This window comes from Neisseria subflava (genome assembly GCF_003044645.1).
In the GTDB taxonomy this organism is placed as follows: Bacteria; Pseudomonadota; Gammaproteobacteria; order Burkholderiales; family Neisseriaceae; genus Neisseria; species Neisseria subflava_B.
Genome location: NZ_POXL01000002.1, coordinates 148,786 through 166,819 on the forward strand (window position 1 = coordinate 148,786; position 18,034 = coordinate 166,819).

11 protein-coding genes are annotated in these 18,034 nt (G+C 49.0%); 9 read left to right on the top strand and 2 right to left on the bottom strand.

Features of this window, described 5'->3' with window-relative positions; translation table 11 throughout:
- Window positions 1–139: 139 nt before the first annotated feature.
- Window positions 140–7,663 carry a YadA-like family protein gene (locus DBY97_RS02575; RefSeq protein ID WP_107857326.1) on the bottom strand — a complete coding sequence of 2,508 codons (7,524 nt, stop codon included), beginning with the start codon at window positions 7,661–7,663 and terminating at the stop codon, window positions 140–142.
- A 572-nt stretch (window positions 7,664–8,235) separates the two neighbouring features.
- Complete coding sequence (locus DBY97_RS02585) at window positions 8,236–8,856, bottom strand: L-threonylcarbamoyladenylate synthase (RefSeq protein WP_003680049.1); 621 nt, start codon at window positions 8,854–8,856, stop codon at window positions 8,236–8,238.
- A gap of 217 nt (window positions 8,857–9,073) precedes the next feature.
- On the opposite strand from DBY97_RS02585, the gene dusA reads away from it, so the two are divergent.
- From dusA to DBY97_RS02630, 9 genes are all read left to right on the top strand, one after another.
- Window positions 9,074–10,078 carry a tRNA dihydrouridine(20/20a) synthase DusA gene (dusA, locus tag DBY97_RS02590; protein WP_107857328.1) on the top strand — a complete coding sequence of 335 codons (1,005 nt, stop codon included), beginning with the start codon at window positions 9,074–9,076 and terminating at the stop codon, window positions 10,076–10,078.
- A gap of 213 nt (window positions 10,079–10,291) precedes the next feature.
- On the top strand, window positions 10,292–10,774 hold the full coding sequence (locus tag DBY97_RS02595; protein ID WP_003684427.1) for an Lrp/AsnC family transcriptional regulator: 483 nt from the start codon (window positions 10,292–10,294) through the stop codon (window positions 10,772–10,774).
- A gap of 117 nt (window positions 10,775–10,891) precedes the next feature.
- Window positions 10,892–11,488: a DUF1415 domain-containing protein gene (locus tag DBY97_RS02600; protein ID WP_107857329.1), complete on the top strand. Its 597-nt coding sequence runs from the start codon at window positions 10,892–10,894 to the stop codon at window positions 11,486–11,488.
- 14 nt (window positions 11,489–11,502) lie between these two features.
- Window positions 11,503–11,862 (top strand): YbaN family protein, encoded by a 360-nt coding sequence (locus tag DBY97_RS02605; protein ID WP_070632654.1) that lies wholly within the window; start codon window positions 11,503–11,505, stop codon window positions 11,860–11,862.
- Between the two features lie 442 nt (window positions 11,863–12,304).
- Window positions 12,305–13,723 (top strand): sodium:proton antiporter, encoded by a 1,419-nt coding sequence (locus DBY97_RS02610; RefSeq protein WP_070503741.1) that lies wholly within the window; start codon window positions 12,305–12,307, stop codon window positions 13,721–13,723.
- Window positions 13,724–14,060: 337 nt separating this feature from the next.
- Window positions 14,061–15,404: a Na(+)-translocating NADH-quinone reductase subunit A gene (locus DBY97_RS02615; protein WP_107857330.1), complete on the top strand. Its 1,344-nt coding sequence runs from the start codon at window positions 14,061–14,063 to the stop codon at window positions 15,402–15,404.
- Window positions 15,405–15,406: 2 nt separating this feature from the next.
- Complete coding sequence (locus DBY97_RS02620) at window positions 15,407–16,639, top strand: NADH:ubiquinone reductase (Na(+)-transporting) subunit B (RefSeq protein ID WP_107857331.1); 1,233 nt, start codon at window positions 15,407–15,409, stop codon at window positions 16,637–16,639.
- Window positions 16,632–17,408 (top strand): Na(+)-translocating NADH-quinone reductase subunit C, encoded by a 777-nt coding sequence (locus tag DBY97_RS02625; RefSeq protein WP_107857332.1) that lies wholly within the window; start codon window positions 16,632–16,634, stop codon window positions 17,406–17,408. The genes DBY97_RS02620 and DBY97_RS02625 overlap by 8 nt, the downstream gene beginning before the upstream one ends.
- Window positions 17,408–18,034 (top strand): NADH:ubiquinone reductase (Na(+)-transporting) subunit D, encoded by a 627-nt coding sequence (locus tag DBY97_RS02630; RefSeq protein ID WP_003684313.1) that lies wholly within the window; start codon window positions 17,408–17,410, stop codon window positions 18,032–18,034. Before DBY97_RS02625 ends, DBY97_RS02630 begins: the two co-directional genes overlap by 1 nt.

Below are 18,034 nucleotides of genomic sequence, written 5' to 3' on the forward strand. Positions count from 1 at the left end.
GTCATGCGGTAAATAGATGAAGCATATCGTTTCATCTAGCCTAAATTCAAGTGTTTTCAGAAAAAAAGCCGTCTGAAACCTAAAATTTCAGACGGCCTCCCTATTCAGGCAGCAAATCTAGTTGCCTGTCATTGCCAACTTACCATTGATACAGCGCACCGGCACCGACACCGACATGACCGTCGGTATTGGCCGAGAAGTTGCCTTTGACAATCCAGTTGCCTCCGTCGCTCATCGCAGACACGCCGATGGCCATGGCAGACTGGCCGCCATAGTAGCCGCTGCCGACACCGATACCGGTCGCACCCGGACGGGTTACTTGAGGAATCGAGCCTTGGGCAATCGCACCGGCCACACCTGCGTAGGCTTTCTTACCTACTTGGTTGATATTGTTCTGCAACTCGGTACCCAAACCAATCAACTGGTTCACGTTTGCCGCGTCTGTACCGTCTTTACCCGGAGCTACATTGGTAATGCGTTGGCCGCCGTTGTTCAGACCGACAGGAGACAATTTGACTTGGTTGTTTGGATTGTTTTCAGTCGGTGCAGCGATGGTTACGCCATCGTTGTTGACCACGGTATTGCCTGCGGTCAGACCGTCTTTGTTCAACGCAACTTTATCGCCGACTTTCACGCCATCGTTATTCATCACAGTATCGCCTGCTTTGAATGTATCGGCATTCACTGTCTTCACGCTAATCTCGTCAGCCAACTTCAGTTGAGCGCCACCGGCAACGGTTTCGCTGATGATGTTACTGTCGCCTTTGACGTTGATGGTAGAACCCAACGCGTAGTTGTTGCTGCCGGTCGTGCCGCCGAAGTTAATGCCTTTGGCGATATTGGCTGCGTTGTTGGTTACGTTTTGGTTGGTTGCGTACAACTGGCTGCCGTTGACGGCATCTTTGCTGTTGGCATTGATGTCACCATCCGCTACGTTGGTTACTTTGTTGCCCGCATTGTCCAAGCCGTCTTTAGTCAGGTTTACCTTGCCTGCTTTCAAGCCGTCTTTGTTCAATGCAACATCGTCACCCACTTTCACACCGTCAGTGTTCACTGCGGTATCGCCGGCTTTCACGCTGTCAACATCCAAGTCTTTATCGGTTGCCACCTCGTAAACAGTTTGACCCTTGTCGCCTGTTTTCTGAGTGACAACAATGTTCTTACCTTGAACGACTTCAGTCTTAGATGCAGCGGCAGCTTGTTTTAGTTGGGAAACATTGACTGCATCGGTGTCATCCGTACCGGCCGCAACGTTGGTAATCTTATTGCCGCCGTTGTTCAAGCCAGCTTTGGTCAAGTTGACATCGCCTGCTTTCAAGCCGTCTTTGTTCAATGCAACATCATCGCCGACTTTCACACCGTCATTATTCATCACGGTATCGCCTGCGGTAACGCTGTCGACTTTCAGGTTTTTATCGGTAGCCACTTTGTAAATGGTTTGGCCATTGGCACCGACATCCTGAGTAACAACAATGTTATCGCCTTGAACGACTTCAGTCTTAGCCGCAGCCGCAGCTTTGTTCAACTGAGCAACATTGACCGCATCAGTATCATCAGTACCGGCTGCAACGTTGGTAATCTTGTTGCCGCCGTTGTTCAAGCCGGCTTTAGTCAGGTTGACATCACCAACTTTCACGCCATCAGTATTGACTGTGGTATCACCGGCTTTCACGCTGTCAACTGCCAAGTCTTTAGCCAATTTGACTTCCAACTTATCAGAGCCATTCGCTACAACGCCGATATTGCCGTCTGAAAGTTTGGCTGGATCGGTTTGACCACCAACAATATTCAGCTTCGTACCCGGTTTGCGTTCAACGTCTTTGCCGCTGTCGCCACCGAAAGTCAAAGGCAGATTGGCAGTTGCATTAACGGCTTTGATTGCATCGTGGATATTGTTCTCACCAGTACCGCCAATATCAGTCATGCTGATGTTGCCGCCATTATTGGCCGCATTGCCACCCAATACATTCACCAACTGATCTTGGGCCGCATTCAGCTGCTCTTCAGTCGCCGCACGTTTGCCTTTGGCAAAGTCGCTGCCGCCCAAAGTCGTATTGCTCAAGCCGCTGACTTCGCCTTTATCGCCATCGATTTTCACCGGAGCCGCTTGACCGACATTCAACACATCGGCCAGTTTCAGCTGTGCACCACCGGCTACGGTTTCGCTGATGATGTTGCTGTCGCCTTTGACATTGATGGTGTCGCCCAATGCGTAGTTGTTGCTGCCGGCGGTACCGCCGAAGTTGATGCCTTTGGCGATATTGGCGGCGTTGGTCGCTACGTTTTGGTTGGTCGCAAACAGTTGGCTGCCGTTGACGGCGTCTTTGCTGTTGGCGTTGAGGTCGCCGTCGGCTACGTTGGTCACTTTGTTGCCGGCGTTGTTCAAACCGTCTTTGGTCAGTTTGACATCGCCTGCTTTAACGCCGTCTTGGGTCAATGCGACATCGTCGCCTACTTTCACACCGTCGTTGTTAACGGTGGTGTCGCCGGCTTTGACGCTGTTCACTACCAGGTCTTTTTTCAGCTTAACGGTCACTTTATCGTCTCGGGCTTCGGTGGTGATGTTGTCGTCGCCGGCAACGGTCACGGTGGAGCCGAGTTTTTCGATATTGGTGCTGCCGCTGTCGCCGCTGAAGGTCAGGCCTTTAGTGTCAACGGTGGTTTTGGCATCCACACCTTTTTGGATGTCGTCTTTGGTGCCATCAGCCAAATCGATGCTGTAGTCGGTCACGTTGTTCGCGTCTGCGGCGGCGGCGGTAACGGTCAATTTGCTCGAACCGGCGCTCGCAGTCGTGCCTTTGGCGTTGACGGTGTAAACGTCTTGGCCGTTGGCGCCGGTCGTTTTCACCACGTCTTTGATGTTGGTACCGGCTGCGACCTCGGTACGGGCGGCGGCGCTTTGCTGTTTCAGCTGGCTGTAGTTGACGGCGTCGGTGTCATCGGTACCGGCGGCTACGTTGGTTACTTTGTTGCCGGCGGCATTGATGCCTGACTTGGTCACACTCGGACCGCCGGTAATGGTGAGGCCGTCTGTATTCAGTTTGCTGTCGCCTGCGGTGACGCTGTCAACGGTGATGTCTTTGGCCAGTTTCAGCTGTGCGCCACCGGCTACGGTTTCGCTGATGATGTTGCTGTCGCCTTTGACATTGATGGTGTCGCCCAATGCGTAGTTGTTGCTGCCGGTGGTACCGCCGAAGTTGATGCCTTTGGCGATATTGGCGGCGTTGGTCGCTACGTTTTGGTTGGTCGCAAACAGTTGGCTGCCGTTGACGGCATCTTTGCTGTTGGCATTGAGGTCGCCGTCGGCTACGTTGGTCACTTTGTTGCCGGCGTTGTTCAAACCGTCTTTGGTCAGGTTTACCTTGCCTGCTTTAACGCCGTCTTGGGTCAATGCGACATCGTCGCCTACTTTCACACCGTCGTTGTTAACGGTGGTGTCACCGGCTTTGACGCTGTTCACTACCAGGTCTTTTTTCAGCTTAACGGTCACTTTATCGTCTTGGGCTTCGGTGGTGATGTTGTCGTCGCCGGCAACGGTCACGGTAGAGCCGAGTTTTTCGATATTGGTGCTGCCGCTGTCGCCGTTGAAGGTCAGACCTTTGGTGTCAACGGTGGTTTTGGCATCCACACCTTTTTGGATGTCGTCTTTGGTGCCATCAGCCAAATCGATGCTGTAGTCGGTCACGTTGTTCGCGTCTGCGGCGGCGGCGGTAACGGTCAATTTGCTCGAACCGGCGCTCGCAGTCGTGCCTTTGGCGTTGACGGTGTAAACGTCTTGGCCGTTGGCGCCGGTCGTTTTCACCACGTCTTTGATGTTGGTACCGGCTGCGACCTCGGTACGGGCGGCGGCGCTTTGCTGTTTCAGCTGGCTGTAGTTGACGGCGTCGGTGTCATCGGTACCGGCGGCTACGTTGGTTACTTTGTTGCCGGCGGCATTGATGCCTGACTTGGTCACACTCGGACCGCCGGTAATGGTGAGGCCGTCTGTATTCAGTTTGCTGTCGCCTGCGGTGACGCTGTCAACGGTGATGTCTTTGGCCAGTTTCAGCTGTGCGCCACCGGCTACGGTTTCGCTGATGATGTTGCTGTCGCCTTTGACATTGATGGTGTCGCCCAATGCGTAGTTGTTGCTGCCGGTGGTACCGCCGAAGTTGATGCCTTTGGCGATATTGGCGGCGTTGGTCGCTACGTTTTGGTTGGTCGCAAACAGTTGGCTGCCGTTGACGGCATCTTTGCTGTTGGCATTGAGGTCGCCGTCGGCTACGTTGGTCACTTTGTTGCCGGCGTTGTTCAAACCGTCTTTGGTCAGGTTTACCTTGCCTGCTTTAACGCCGTCTTGGGTCAATGCGACATCGTCGCCTACTTTCACACCGTCGTTGTTAACGGTGGTGTCACCGGCTTTGACGCTGTTCACTACCAGGTCTTTTTTCAGCTTAACGGTCACTTTATCGTCTTGGGCTTCGGTGGTGATGTTGTCGTCGCCGGCAACGGTCACGGTAGAGCCGAGTTTTTCGATATTGGTGCTGCCGCTGTCGCCGTTGAAGGTCAGACCTTTGGTGTCAACGGTGGTTTTGGCATCTACGCCTTTTTGGATGTTATCTTTAGTGCTTTGAGCGAGATCGATACTGTAATCAGTTGTGACTGCGCCATCGGATGCAGTTGTGGTATTAGAGTTCAATTTCAAAGCATTGGAAACTTGTACCGTTGCTTTATCTGCGCTGACGGTATAAGTGGTTTCTTTGCCTGAAGTTGTTTTATTAACGTGCGCGTTACTACCTGCCTCCACCTTGGTTGTGGTTTTGGCATTATTGATGGCATTGGCTACATCGCCGGCAGTCGCCACACCGGCAGTCGGTGCGGACACTGTGCCATTATTATCGACAGACAATGTGCCTTGAGTGACATTGATTTGAACTTTTGACGCATTCTCGCCATCAGTGACCGCAACGGTCGTCAAGTTGCCATCGGCGTAGTTGACTGTACCGTTGTTGTTGATACGGGATTTGTCTGTACCGTTTTGTTGGATATTGTGTCCAACATTGTTCATAACGGTGTACAGCTGGCTACCATTAACTGCATCGGTTGAAGTGGCGGAAATACGGCCTGCGGCAACATTCTGGATTTGGCGTTCATTGCCTGCACTGCCTACAGAAACCGCGCCTGTTTTAGCAGATGAAGAAGCTGCATAGCTGACATTAGTCGTCGTACCGCTATCGTTTTTGAATGTTGCATTTTTAGCTGTTGCATCAAAATTATTGGCAGTGCCAACAGCACCATTACCCAATGCAACAGAGCTACCGATCGTAGTTGTCGCGCCACTACCCAAAGCAACTGAATCGCTTCCAGTCGCTTTTGCATTATTACCGCCGGCAAAACTATTCTGCCCGGCAGCTTGGGCTGAGGAACCAATAGCGGTGGAATAAAGGCCTGAACTGTTTGCCTGTTTACCAATGGCAATAGAATAAGCTTGCGTTGTCTGCGCCTGATGACCGATTGCAACAGAATCATCACCGACTGCATTTGACAAATAGCCCATTGCCGTACCGTTATTTTGTGCTGCTGCCCTTGCACCGACAACAGTTGCATTTTCGTAGTTGGCTCTACTGTGTGCACCGACAACTATAGAGTAATTGCGATCATTCTCTGTATTCAAACCTATGGCGATAGAACCTGTACCGCGGGAATTGGCATTAGAGCCTAAGGCAACAGCGCCAACAGTTCCAGAAGTTACCGTTGCATTTGGACCAACAGCAACAGAAGACGAACCAAGTACGTTGGCATTATGACCCAAGGAAACACTACCCGTCGCACCAGTGCTTGTTGCCGCATTCGGTCCGATGGCAATCGAATTGGTTGCTTTTGCTCCGTCATTGTTCCAGTTTTTCGTACCGTCAGCTTTGCCTTCTTCTGACTTAACAGAGAAATAACGAATGCGTTCGAGCGCATTCAATACACCATAAAGTTGAGAGCCGTTGATCGCATCAGTGGAAGTAGCGGAAATATCGCCGGGGGATACATTGATGATTTGGCGTTCGTAACCTTTGGAACCGACAGACACAACATCACCGGCATCGGTAGTTTGACCGCCTGCCCAAGTGTAGGTTTCGCCCATGATTTCGCGTTGAACGTATGCCTTACCTTCTTTATCGGTTTTAGAAGCCGTACCCAAAGCTACAGAGTTCAGCAAAGTAGCCTTCGCACCTGTACCCAAAGCTACACCGCCAAAGGCAGTGGCCTGAGATTTGGTACCGATAGCCAGAGACAAATCGGCAGATGAATTAGACTGCACACCTAATGCAACAGAACCTTGACCGGCAATAGTATTACCATAAGAACCGCTATCCATCGTATCGCCGGTCATTTCTTTATAGATATCGCGTAGATCTTTACCACTTAGCGCATATTCACCAACTTTCGCACCTTGGGCATTGTATTTGATAAATTTGTCCGTTGCTTGACCAGCATATTTTGCGTTACCAACTTCATCTAAATCATCACCACCAATCGCAACAGATGAATTACCATTAGCCAAGACATTGCCGCCAACCGCAATAGATTGGTCTCCCTTTGCCCACGCGCCCTCAGGTCTACCCTGCTTATCAACACGGTTACCTGAACCAATAGCAATAGACTGAGTTATCTTAGAATTACTTGGATCGCCGACTCGAGCCGTATTACCAATAGCAATATTATTGTGCGTTACATTCACATTCATAATATTTTGCGAAAGAACCCCAGATGCACGTCCAATAGCAATCGTACCAAGTCCGGTTGCATTCGCGTCTGCACCAAGTGCAATAGCACTTGATGCTGCATTACCCGACCTTGGAGAATTTGCCACTGCATCTTTACCGATGGCAATGGTATTTCCAGTTTGAGCTCGGGTTGAATTACCTATAGCGATAGACTCACTTTCATAACCCACTGCATTGGTACCGATTGCAATGGCATTTTGCGCATTGGCTGCAGCCTGACTGCCGCTGCCAATTGCAATGCCGTTTTGACCTCTTGATGTGCTGGATTGGCCCAAAGCCATTGAGCCTATACCAAATGCTTGCGCCGAATTGCCTAATGCCGTTGTGTTCGTATTATTGGCAAGAGCATTCTTACCTACCGCTGTCGCTTGCGTACCATTTGCTTTGGAATCTGCACCCAATGCTGTTGAATCTACAGAAACAGCATTAGCACTTTTACCTATCGCTGTTGCATTTGAACTACTTGCACTTGTATCTGCACCCATCGCAACAGCATGATTTTGAGTAGCCTTGGCATTTGTACCAACAGCAAGGCTGTTATTATGTGTTGCATTTGCACTCGTACCTACCGCAACTGCACCATTAGCCGTAGCATTGGCTGATGCTCCTACTGACAGAGCACCAATACCGGTCGCTGTTGCACCACTAACCGCAGTCGCACTGGTTACAGCATCAAATTCAATTTTTCCTCGTGCTGCAGTTGCCGCATACGAATTACCCGCACCTAAAAGAGCTGCCGAAATCACTGTCAATCTGAAAACTGTCGCGATACCATTTTTACCGGATTCAGCAGATACATCTGTACTGTTTTGTTCTGCAGACGATTTCACTCGGCCTTTGGCCAATTCGGACGTTACAACGAAAGATTGAATCGTACGGTTCCAAACGACTTTAAATATCTTATTCATTAGTGTGTCTTTCTCTTTTTATGATGGATAAAAGCGTAGGCGTGAGCATGACGCTACTTTAAAAAATCATTGCGGAGGATTTCCCTGCAAAATGCTTGCTTCGAGCTGACGTTTATTGTCACTTTAAGACAAAATTTAGGTCTTTTACTATCTCGAAATGAAATAGTATTTCATACTTACTAAATATCCGCTAGTCAGAAATATCGACCGATTATCTTTAATTTCTAAATAAAATCACGGCTTTCTACCCAAAAAACCAATCATCAAAAGGGTTCCAGCCATGTTTCTATTAATAAGCGGTGTGTTGTATTCCATTGACAAGTCACAAGTAAACACAGTAATCATGCAACCCATATGCCAATTATTTGGAATATTATTTAAAATGAATTATTTATTAAAAAACGAAAGAGAAAGGCCGTCTGAAATATTTCAGACGGCCTTTAATGAAATGATATTGAATATCTACTTACTTGAATAATTTGTTTTTTAAGCTATCAATAAAATCGGCAATATGCTTTTAATACGTCATAGAAAGAATACGCATATCCCTACTTATACAAACGCAGATGGTTTTACAAACCGAATACGGCAATATCACCCTTGCCTTGACGAATCAGCTCGGTGCCATCGGTCATATCGATGACCGTCGTCGGCTCAGTACCGCACCAGCCGCCATCAATAACCAAATCAACGGCATGCTCAAGACGGTCTCGGATTTCGTATGGATCGGTCAATGGCTCGTCGTCTTCGGGCAGCATGAGGGTGCAACTTAAAATAGGTTCGCCCAATTCTTGCAAAAGTGCCAAGGCAGTGGCGTTATCGGGAACACGCAGGCCGATGGTTTTGCGCTTGGGGTGAAGCGTGCGATTGGGTACTTCTTTGGTTGCCTGCAGAATAAAGGTGTAGCTGCCGGGCGTAGCTGCTTTGAGCTGGCGGAATTGGGCATTATCCACTTTGGCGTAAGTACCCAATTCGCTCAAATCGGCACACATCAGGGTCAAATGGTGTTTTTGATCGATTTTGCGAATCGTGAGAATGCGCTCCATTGCGTTTTTGTCGCCTAGTTTGCAACCCAACGCATAGCAGGAGTCCGTAGGGTAAACGATGACGCCGCCACTGCGGACAATATCGGCGGCTTGTTTGATGAGGCGGTCTTGGGGATTATCGGGATGGATGGCGAAAAATTGTGCCATGATTTTTTCCTTATCATTCTAATGGTTTGTTGTTTGACATTTTAAAACTTATTTGGCCGTCTGAATATTGGATTTCCAACACTATGAATGGATTTAGCCTCAGCTACAACATGGCTGCACCCAGTGATACCTTATAGATAATTTTGATTTACCGGCCGATATCGAAAGTCAATTTAATACACTATATAATGCGTTATTTTGTTTGAAAGTCATCTCAATGTCTGCTTCTTCCCTACCTTCCCGCCGCTTGTCTGTCGCACCCATGCTCGATTGGACAGACAGACACTATCGTTTTATGGCGCGACAAATTACACACAATGCTTGGCTTTATAGCGAAATGGTCAATTCAGGCGCAGTGGTTTACGGAGATAAAGACCGCTTTTTGAGTTTCAACGAAGGCGAGCAACCGGTAGCTTTACAGCTTGGAGGCTCAGATCCGCATGACTTGGCAATCGCTGCCAAAGCGGCTGTGGCGTATGGCTATAATGAAGTCAACCTTAATTGCGGCTGCCCCAGCCCACGCGTTCAAAAAGGCGCTTTCGGCGCTTGCCTGATGAATGATGTAGATTTGGTGGCAGATTGTTTGAACGCGATGCAGGATGTAGTTGAAATTCCGGTGACGGTCAAACACCGCATCGGCGTAGACAGACAGACAGAATATCAAGTCGTGGCAGATTTTGTGGGAACATTACACAAAAAAACATCCTGCCGCACATTTATCGTCCATGCGCGCAATGCTTGGCTGGACGGTTTATCCCCGAAAGAAAACCGCGAAGTCCCACCTCTCAAATATGAATACGTGTACCGTTTGAAACAAGAATTTCCAGACTTAGAAATTTTGATTAACGGCGGTATTACCACCAACGAAGAAATCGCCGAACATCTGAAATTTGTCGACGGCGTCATGATCGGACGCGAAGCTTATCACAATCCAATGCTGATGCGCGATTGGGATGCGCTGTTTTACAACGACGCACACGCACCAATCCAATACGCAGATTTAGCAGCTTGGCTATACGCATACAGCCGCGAACAAATCGCCTCAGGGCGCGGCACCATCCTGCGCCATATCGTCCGCCACGCACTAGGCTTGATGCACGGCCTAAAAAATGCCCGCACTTGGCGCCGTATGCTCTCAGATGTCGCCTTGCTGAAAGACAACGACGGCAGCCTGATTCTAGACGCATGGAAAGAAGTCGAACGCGCAAATATTTGGGACTAATGCCATATCGTGCGAATAAATGAAAGGCCGTCTGAAACATCCATTTTCAGACGGCCTTCATCTTTTCACAACTACATAAAACAAATTCGCAACACTCCTTATAAGACAATTTGTCGCCTATCTGAACTCAATATATAATTTAACCATACAAGTCTTTATTTTTAAGCATTTTTCATTTTCAAAACATACATTGCCTACATTGGGAGAAACATCATGCCTCATCTGAATTTAGATAAAACGGATTTAAAGATTCTGCAGGTTTTGCAGGAAAACGGGCGGTTGAGCAATGTTGAGCTTTCTGAAAAGGTAGCGCTCTCCCCTTCTCCCTGCCTGCGCCGTCTCAAGCAGCTTGAAGATGCGGGCATTATTCAAAAATACGCCGCCCAGCTTTCCCCTGTCTCTTTGGGCCTGGGTTTGCAGGCTTTTATCCGTGTATCGATTAGCAAGGCAAAAGATGCGCGCGAGGATTTTTCCGAATCTGTCCGCGCTTGGCCAGAAGTATTGAGCTGCTTTGCGTTAACGGGTGAAACCGACTACCTGCTCCATGCCTTTTTTACCGATATGAACGCGTTTTCCCATTTTGTTTTGGACACGCTGCTTTCGCACCATGGCGTGCAAGATGCGCAATCGAGTTTTGTGTTGAAAGAAATTAAAAATACGACCGCTCTGCCTTTGGTTCATTTGGTTCAGGATTGATGACTCAAAACTGATAAAGGCCGTCTGTTGTTCAGACGGCCTTTTAAATTCCAATGGTTTGCTTTCACGTCCATACACTTGTATACTTTTTAAGAATAATTCACATAAGCTTTTACCATGACTGACACAGCCCATCTCGATACCGATATTGTTTCAGAACATACCAAACAATGGCTGGAAAAAGCCGTTATCGGGCTAAATCTCTGCCCGTTTGCCAAAGCGCCGCACGTTAAAAACCTGGTTCGCATCGTTGTCAGCAAAGCCCGTCATTTGGACGGTTTCCTTGAAGACTTGGATCGTGAATTGCAGCTTCTGGGCAATACACCCGCTTCGGAATTGGAAACCACTTTACTGGTTCATCCGACGCTGTTCCCTGATTTTGAAACCTTCAACCAAATGCTGGAAATTACTGACGATGCCGTTGTAGAAAACGAATTGGAAGGGATTGTCCAAATTGCGCCGTTCCATCCTGATTTTCAATTTGAAGGCACAGAAGCCGACGACATCAGCAACTACACCAACCGTTCGCCCTACCCGACCTTGCACCTGATTCGTGAAGACAGTATTGCCAAAGCGGCTGAAGCATTTCCCGATGCCTCGGCAATTTTTGACCGCAATATCGCGCTGCTGGAAAAAATGGGGCATGAGGGCTGGGATAAATTAGACATTCCGCGTTGTCCATTTCCGCATCACAAGCCATCTGAAAACAAATAATTGGTGATGGGAAGATGGTTCGCTATTTATTGATTTTTTGCGGCGCATTGTCACTCGTCTTGGGCATTATCGGCATTTTCCTGCCATTACTGCCGACTACGCCTTTCATTTTATTAACCGCCGCCTGCTGGGCAAAAGCCTCGCCGCGCTTTCACAATTGGCTGTATCATCACCGCCATTTCGGTCCGATCATACAAAACTGGGAAAACAACGGCGCCGTGCCACGCAAGGCAAAGTTCTTCGCTATCGGCATGATGGCTCTTTCTTGCCTGTTTATGTTTTGGCAATTTCCAGAACGCTGGTGGATTGGTGCCGTATCATCAGTCTTCTGTAGCTGCGTAGCAGTGTGGATGTGGTTACGGCCGGAGGCATAAAATAAAACAGGTGGGCATTTTCGCTCACCCGTTTTTTGTTTTCATACCTAATTTATCCATCAAAACAATCAGTAAGAACCAAAACACCCTATTCGACCCTCATTTTTCAGACGGCCTCCATTTATTCAATTAAATGTAAATTTTAGCTAAAATTAATCTAAAGCGTTTTTTTGATAGGATTATTATTAACAATTCAAACCCCTGTTTCAAAAACACTTTTCTACTACTTTCGACCACTCCCCTCCCTTTTATTCCTTTATTTGTATCAACATTTCTTTTGATTCCAATATTCTAAACCATCCCTTAACACTTGCTTTGCGTTATACTTTCCCCTGACACAACCGCGCAGTTCGTCTGGATATTTCCAGACGGCCTGAATATTTCACCGCCGTGCTTTCTCAATGAAGTTCCTAACGGCGCAACAGAATAAAAAGGAAATACTATGCGCTCTCTCTCATTTTTACTGCTTCTTGCCGCCTTTCCTGCTGCGGCATCCGATTTTGACGGCTCATCCGCAAGCCTGCTTTGGGGTCTGCCGTTTGCACTGATTCTCTTGTCCATTGCACTCGGACCTCTGTTTTTCTCCCATATTTGGCACCACCACTTCGGCAAAATTACAGCGTTTTGGACGCTGCTGTTTTTAACGCCGTTTATCATCACCTTTGGTTTCGGAGCCGGCGTACATACCGTTGCCCATGCGTTGGTTGAAGAATATATCCCCTTTATCCTGCTGCTTTTAGCGCTCTATACCATTTCAGGCGGTATTTTTGTCAGCGGCGATTTGCACGGCTCACCTAAATTGAATACAACCCTGTTGGCAGTCGGCACGGCTTTGTCTTCCATCATGGGGACAACAGGCGCGGCGATGTTGATGATTCGTCCGCTTTTGAAAGCCAACCATAAACGCCACTACCGCGTTCACATCGTGATTTTCTTCATTTTCTTGGTAGCAAATATCGGCGGCGGTCTGACTCCTTTAGGCGATCCTCCGCTGTTCTTAGGATTCCTGAAAGGCGTAGATTTCATGTGGACGGTCAAACACATGCTGATGCCTGTATTAATCAGTTCTGTGATTTTGCTAGCCGTTTTCTACATCATCGACAGCCAACACTTCAACCGTGAACAAAGCGAGCACCTTGCTCCCGCTCCTTCCGATAAAGAAGAAAAAATCAAAATTTACGGCAAATGGAATTTCCTGTTACTGGCCGGTGTTGTCGGCGCGGTTTTATTGTCCGGCTTGTGGAAACCAAATCATCCGGGCTTTGAAATCTTGGGCAGCCATTACGCTTTGCAAAACCTGATGCGCGATGGCATTTTGCTGGCTTTGACCGCCGTATCTTGGATTATCACGCCCAAACAGGTACGCGCAGGCAATGAGTTCAACTTCGAGCCGATTGCCGAAGTGGGCAAACTGTTTTTGGGTATTTTCATTACCATTTCGCCTGTTTTGGCGATTTTGAAAGCCGGCGAAACAGGCGCATTGGCTTCCGTTGTTTCTTTGGTTCACGACGCGGCAGGCAATCCGATTAATGTGATGTATTTCTGGATGAGCGGCATTTTGTCGGCATTCTTGGATAACGCGCCGACTTATTTGGTGTTCTTCAATATGGCCGGTGGCGATGCCCAAGCCTTGATGACAGGCCACCTGTTCCATTCATTGCTGGCAGTATCCATGGGTTCCGTATTTATGGGCGCGCTCACTTATATCGGTAATGCGCCGAACTTCATGGTAAAAGCCATTGCCGAACAACGCGGCGTACCGATGCCTTCCTTCTTCGGCTATATGGCATGGTCGGTAATTGTATTGGTACCGCTGTTTGCCCTGCATACGATGATTTTCTTCGTTTGGCAGCTCTTTTAAACTTAGAGGCCGTCTGAAATTCAGACGGCCTTTTATTTTCAGCTACATCATCAAACATAGCGTTTAAATATCAATCAGTTAAAAATTATTTCTCTTAACACTCGATTACATATTCCTACTTTTTTCCCACTTTTCCCGTAAAAATAAGCGTAAAACTGACATAAAACAGCCTATACCTGATAAAATCTAAAGCTTTGTTGTTTGCGTTTATTCGTTGTTTTTATAGCAAACCTCTGCTTTTTTCAGACGGCCCATCCTTTGTTTCAAAGCATTACATGCCGTCTGAAAAAACAATCCGACATCCGAATCTCAACCCACCAAAAAGTAACGCATCCTTATGATTAAGATAAAAAAAGGCTTAGACCTGCCTATCGCGGGCAGACCGGAGCAAGTCATTTATGACGGCCCGGCCATTACCGAAGTCGCGTTGCTTGGCGAAGAATATGTCGGCATGCGCCCCTCGATGAAAATCAAGGAAGGCGAAGCCGTCAAAAAAGGCCAAGTGCTGTTTGAAGACAAAAAGAATCCGGGCGTAGTATTTACTGCTCCGGCTTCAGGCAAAATCGCCGCGATTCACCGTGGTGAAAAGCGCGTACTTCAGTCAGTCGTGATTGCCGTTGAAGGCAACGACGAAATCGAGTTCGAACGCTACGCACCTGAAGCGCTGGCAAAATTGAGCAGCGAAGAAGTGCGCCGCAACCTGATTCAATCCGGTTTATGGACTGCGCTGCGCACCCGTCCGTTCAGCAAAATCCCTGCCGTCGATGCCGAGCCGTTCGCCATCTTCGTCAATGCGATGGACACCAATCCGCTGGCTGCCGACCCTACGGTCATTATCAAAGAAGCCGCCGAGGACTTCAAACGCGGCCTGTTGGTATTAAGCCGCCTGACCGAGCGTAAAATCCATGTGTGTAAAGCAGCCGGCGCAGATGTGCCGTCTGAAAACGCTGCCAACATCGAAACACATGAATTTGGCGGTCCGCACCCTGCCGGTTTGAGTGGCACGCACATTCATTTCATCGAGCCAGTCGGTGCGAACAAAACCGTTTGGACCATCAATTATCAAGATGTGATTGCCATTGGCCGTTTGTTTGCAACAGGCCGTCTGAACACCGAGCACGTGATTGCCTTGGGTGGCTCTCAAGTCAACAAACCGCGCCTCTTGCGTACCGTTTTGGGTGCGAAAGTATCGCAAATTACTGCGGGCGAATTGGTTGAAGCAGACAACCGCGTGATTTCCGGCTCAGTATTGGACGGCGCGATTGCACAAGGCGCGCACGATTACCTCGGCCGCTACCACAATCAGATTTCCGTTATCGAAGAAGGCCGCAGCAAAGAGCTGTTCGGCTGGGTTGCGCCACAACCGGACAAATACTCCATCACGCGCACAACCCTCGGCCATTTCCTGAAAAACAAACTCTTCAAGTTCAACACAGCCGTCAACGGCGGCGACCGCGCCATGGTACCGATCGGCACTTACGAGCGCGTGATGCCCTTGGATATCCTGCCTACCCTGCTCTTGCGCGATTTAATTGTCGGCGATACCGACAGCGCTCAGGCACTGGGTTGCTTGGAATTGGACGAAGAAGACCTCGCTTTGTGCAGCTTCGTCTGCCCGGGTAAATACGAATACGGCCCGCTGTTGCGCAAGGTGCTGGAAACCATTGAGAAGGAAGGCTGATTATGGGCTTGAAACATTTTCTGGAAAAAATCGAACCGCACTTCCTGCCGGGCGGCAAACATGAAAAATGGTATGCCCTCTACGAAGCTGCGGCGACGATTTTCTATACATCCGGCGCGGTAACGCGCAAAGCGGCCCACGTCCGCGATGCGCTCGACTCCAAGCGCATGATGATTTTGGTGTGGCTGGCTTTATTCCCGGCCATGTTCTACGGTATGTACAACGTCGGCGTACAGGCATTCGGTGCATTGACGCCTGATTTGCTGCAACAAAATATCGCCAACGACTGGCATTACGCCCTTGCCAACGCTTTGGGCATCAATATGTCGTCTGAAGCGGGCGTATTGGGCAAAATGCTGTTTGGCGCGATTTTCTTCCTGCCGATTTACGCGACTGTATTTATTGTGGGCGGCTTCTGGGAAGTCTTGTTCGCCACTGTACGCAAACATGAAATCAACGAAGGTTTCTTCGTGACTTCGATTCTGTTTGCTTTGATTGTTCCCCCTACCCTGCCTTTGTGGCAAGCGGCTTTGGGTATTTCTTTCGGCGTTGTGGTTGCGAAAGAAGTATTCGGCGGTACAGGTAAAAACTTCATGAACCCTGCTCTTGCAGGCCGTGCGTTCCTGTTCTTCGCCTACCCAGCCAACATTACCGGCGATACCATCTGGACTGCAGTTGACGGCTATTCCGGTGCCACTGCTTTGGCGCAATGGGCGGCACACGGTGCAGACGGCCTGAAAAACGCTGTAACCGGTCAAAACATCTCTTGGATGGATGCGTTTATCGGTAATGTGCCCGGCTCAATCGGCGAAGTATCCACTTTGGCGCTCTTAATCGGCGGCGCGTTTATCGTGTTCACCCGCATTGCCTCATGGCGCATTATTGCCGGCGTGATGATCGGTATGATTGCCATGTCTTCGCTGTTTAACTTCATCGGTTCGGACACCAACGCCATGTTCTCCATGCCTTGGTACTGGCACTTGGTAGTCGGCGGCTTCGCCATCGGTATGCTGTTTATGGCGACCGACCCTGTTTCCGCTTCCTTTACCAATGTCGGCAAATGGTGGTACGGCGCGCTTATCGGTGTAATGTGCGTATTGATCCGCGTGGTCAACCCTGCTTACCCCGAAGGCATGATGTTGGCGATTCTGTTTGCCAACCTGTTTGCCCCGATTTTCGACTATTTCGTCGCACAAGCGAACATCAAACGCAGAAAGGCGCGCAGCAATGGCTAAGAAATTCGATAAAGACAGCTTCAGCGGCACGCTGATTGTGGTATTGGTTGTCAGCCTGATTTGTTCCATCATCGTTGCTGGTGCGGTCGTTGGCTTGAAACCCATCCAAGAGAAACAAAAACTCCAAGATAAACAAGGCTATATCTTGAGCGTAGCCGGTTTGATGGATAAAAATACCGACATCAGCAAAACCTTTGCCGAGCGTATCGAGCAACGTGTCGTGGACTTGGCTACCGGCGAATACGTCGCCGATGCGCCTAAAGACTTCAGCGCACGCGTTGCCAGCAAAGACCCTGCCCAAAGTATTCAAATCAAACCTGAAGACGATTTGGCAGGCATCAAAAGCCGTGCCAAATACACTGAGGTTTACTTGGTAAAAGGCGAAGACGGTAAAGTCAGCCAAATCATCCTGCCTATGCACGGCAACGGTTTGTGGTCTGTCATGTACGGTTTTGTCGCCATTCAACCTGACGGCAACACCATCAACGGCATCACCTACTACGACCAAGGCGAAACCCCGGGCTTGGGCGGCGAAATCGGCAATCCGTTGTGGCAACAAAAATTCGTCGGCAAAAAACTGTTTGACGAACAAGGCAAACTCGCCCTGCATGTTGGCAAAGGCGCAAGTTCGGACAAAGAACACGGCGTAGATGCCCTCTCCGGCGCGTCGCTGACGTCTAAAGGCGTGCAAGGTTCATTCGCCTACTGGTTCGGCGAAAACGGCTATATCCCCTACCTGAACAAATTGAAATCAGCAGGAGTACAATAATGGCTGACATGAAACGCTTGAAATATTTGATGTTTTCACCCTTTATCGACAACAACCCGATTGCCTTGCAGGTTTTGGGGATTTGTTCGGCTTTGGCGGTTACCACCAAACTTCAGACGGCCATCGTAATGGGTATTTCCGTAGCTTTGGTAACCGGTTTTTCCAGCTTCTTCATTTCTTTGGTACGCAACTACATCCCCAACAGCATCCGTATTATCGTGCAAATGGCGATTGTTGCTTCTTTGGTAACGCTGGTTGACCAACTGCTCCAAGCTTTTGCCTATGAGCTGTCCAAACAGCTCTCCGTATTCGTCGGCCTGATTATTACCAACTGTATCGTGATGGGCCGTGCCGAAGCATTCGCCATGAAAGAGCCACCGCTGGAAAGCTTGGTTGACGGTATCGGCAACGGCGCAGGTTACGGCATGATGTTGATCATCATCGCAACCATCCGCGAACTGATCGGCTCTGGTAAGCTCTTTGGCTACACCATTTTCCAAACCGTACAAGATGGCGGCTGGTATCAAACCAACGGCTTGTTCCTGCTCGCTCCCAGCGCGTTCTTCATCATCGGTTTCTTGGTATGGGGTCTGCGCACTTGGAAACCTGAACAGGCGGAGAAATAA

Coding starts and splice junctions, on each gene's coding strand:
- DBY97_RS02585 (WP_003680049.1), bottom strand. CDS start 8,856: ATGGCACAATTTTTCGCCATCCATCCCGATAATCCCCAAGACCGCCTC.
- DBY97_RS02630 (WP_003684313.1), top strand. CDS start 17,408: ATGGCTGACATGAAACGCTTGAAATATTTGATGTTTTCACCCTTTATC.
- DBY97_RS02610 (WP_070503741.1), top strand. CDS start 12,305: ATGCGCTCTCTCTCATTTTTACTGCTTCTTGCCGCCTTTCCTGCTGCG.
- DBY97_RS02620 (WP_107857331.1), top strand. CDS start 15,407: ATGGGCTTGAAACATTTTCTGGAAAAAATCGAACCGCACTTCCTGCCG.
- DBY97_RS02600 (WP_107857329.1), top strand. CDS start 10,892: ATGACTGACACAGCCCATCTCGATACCGATATTGTTTCAGAACATACC.
- dusA (WP_107857328.1), top strand. CDS start 9,074: ATGTCTGCTTCTTCCCTACCTTCCCGCCGCTTGTCTGTCGCACCCATG.
- DBY97_RS02615 (WP_107857330.1), top strand. CDS start 14,061: ATGATTAAGATAAAAAAAGGCTTAGACCTGCCTATCGCGGGCAGACCG.
- DBY97_RS02595 (WP_003684427.1), top strand. CDS start 10,292: ATGCCTCATCTGAATTTAGATAAAACGGATTTAAAGATTCTGCAGGTT.
- DBY97_RS02625 (WP_107857332.1), top strand. CDS start 16,632: ATGGCTAAGAAATTCGATAAAGACAGCTTCAGCGGCACGCTGATTGTG.
- DBY97_RS02605 (WP_070632654.1), top strand. CDS start 11,503: ATGGTTCGCTATTTATTGATTTTTTGCGGCGCATTGTCACTCGTCTTG.
- DBY97_RS02575 (WP_107857326.1), bottom strand. CDS start 7,663: ATGAATAAGATATTTAAAGTCGTTTGGAACCGTACGATTCAATCTTTC.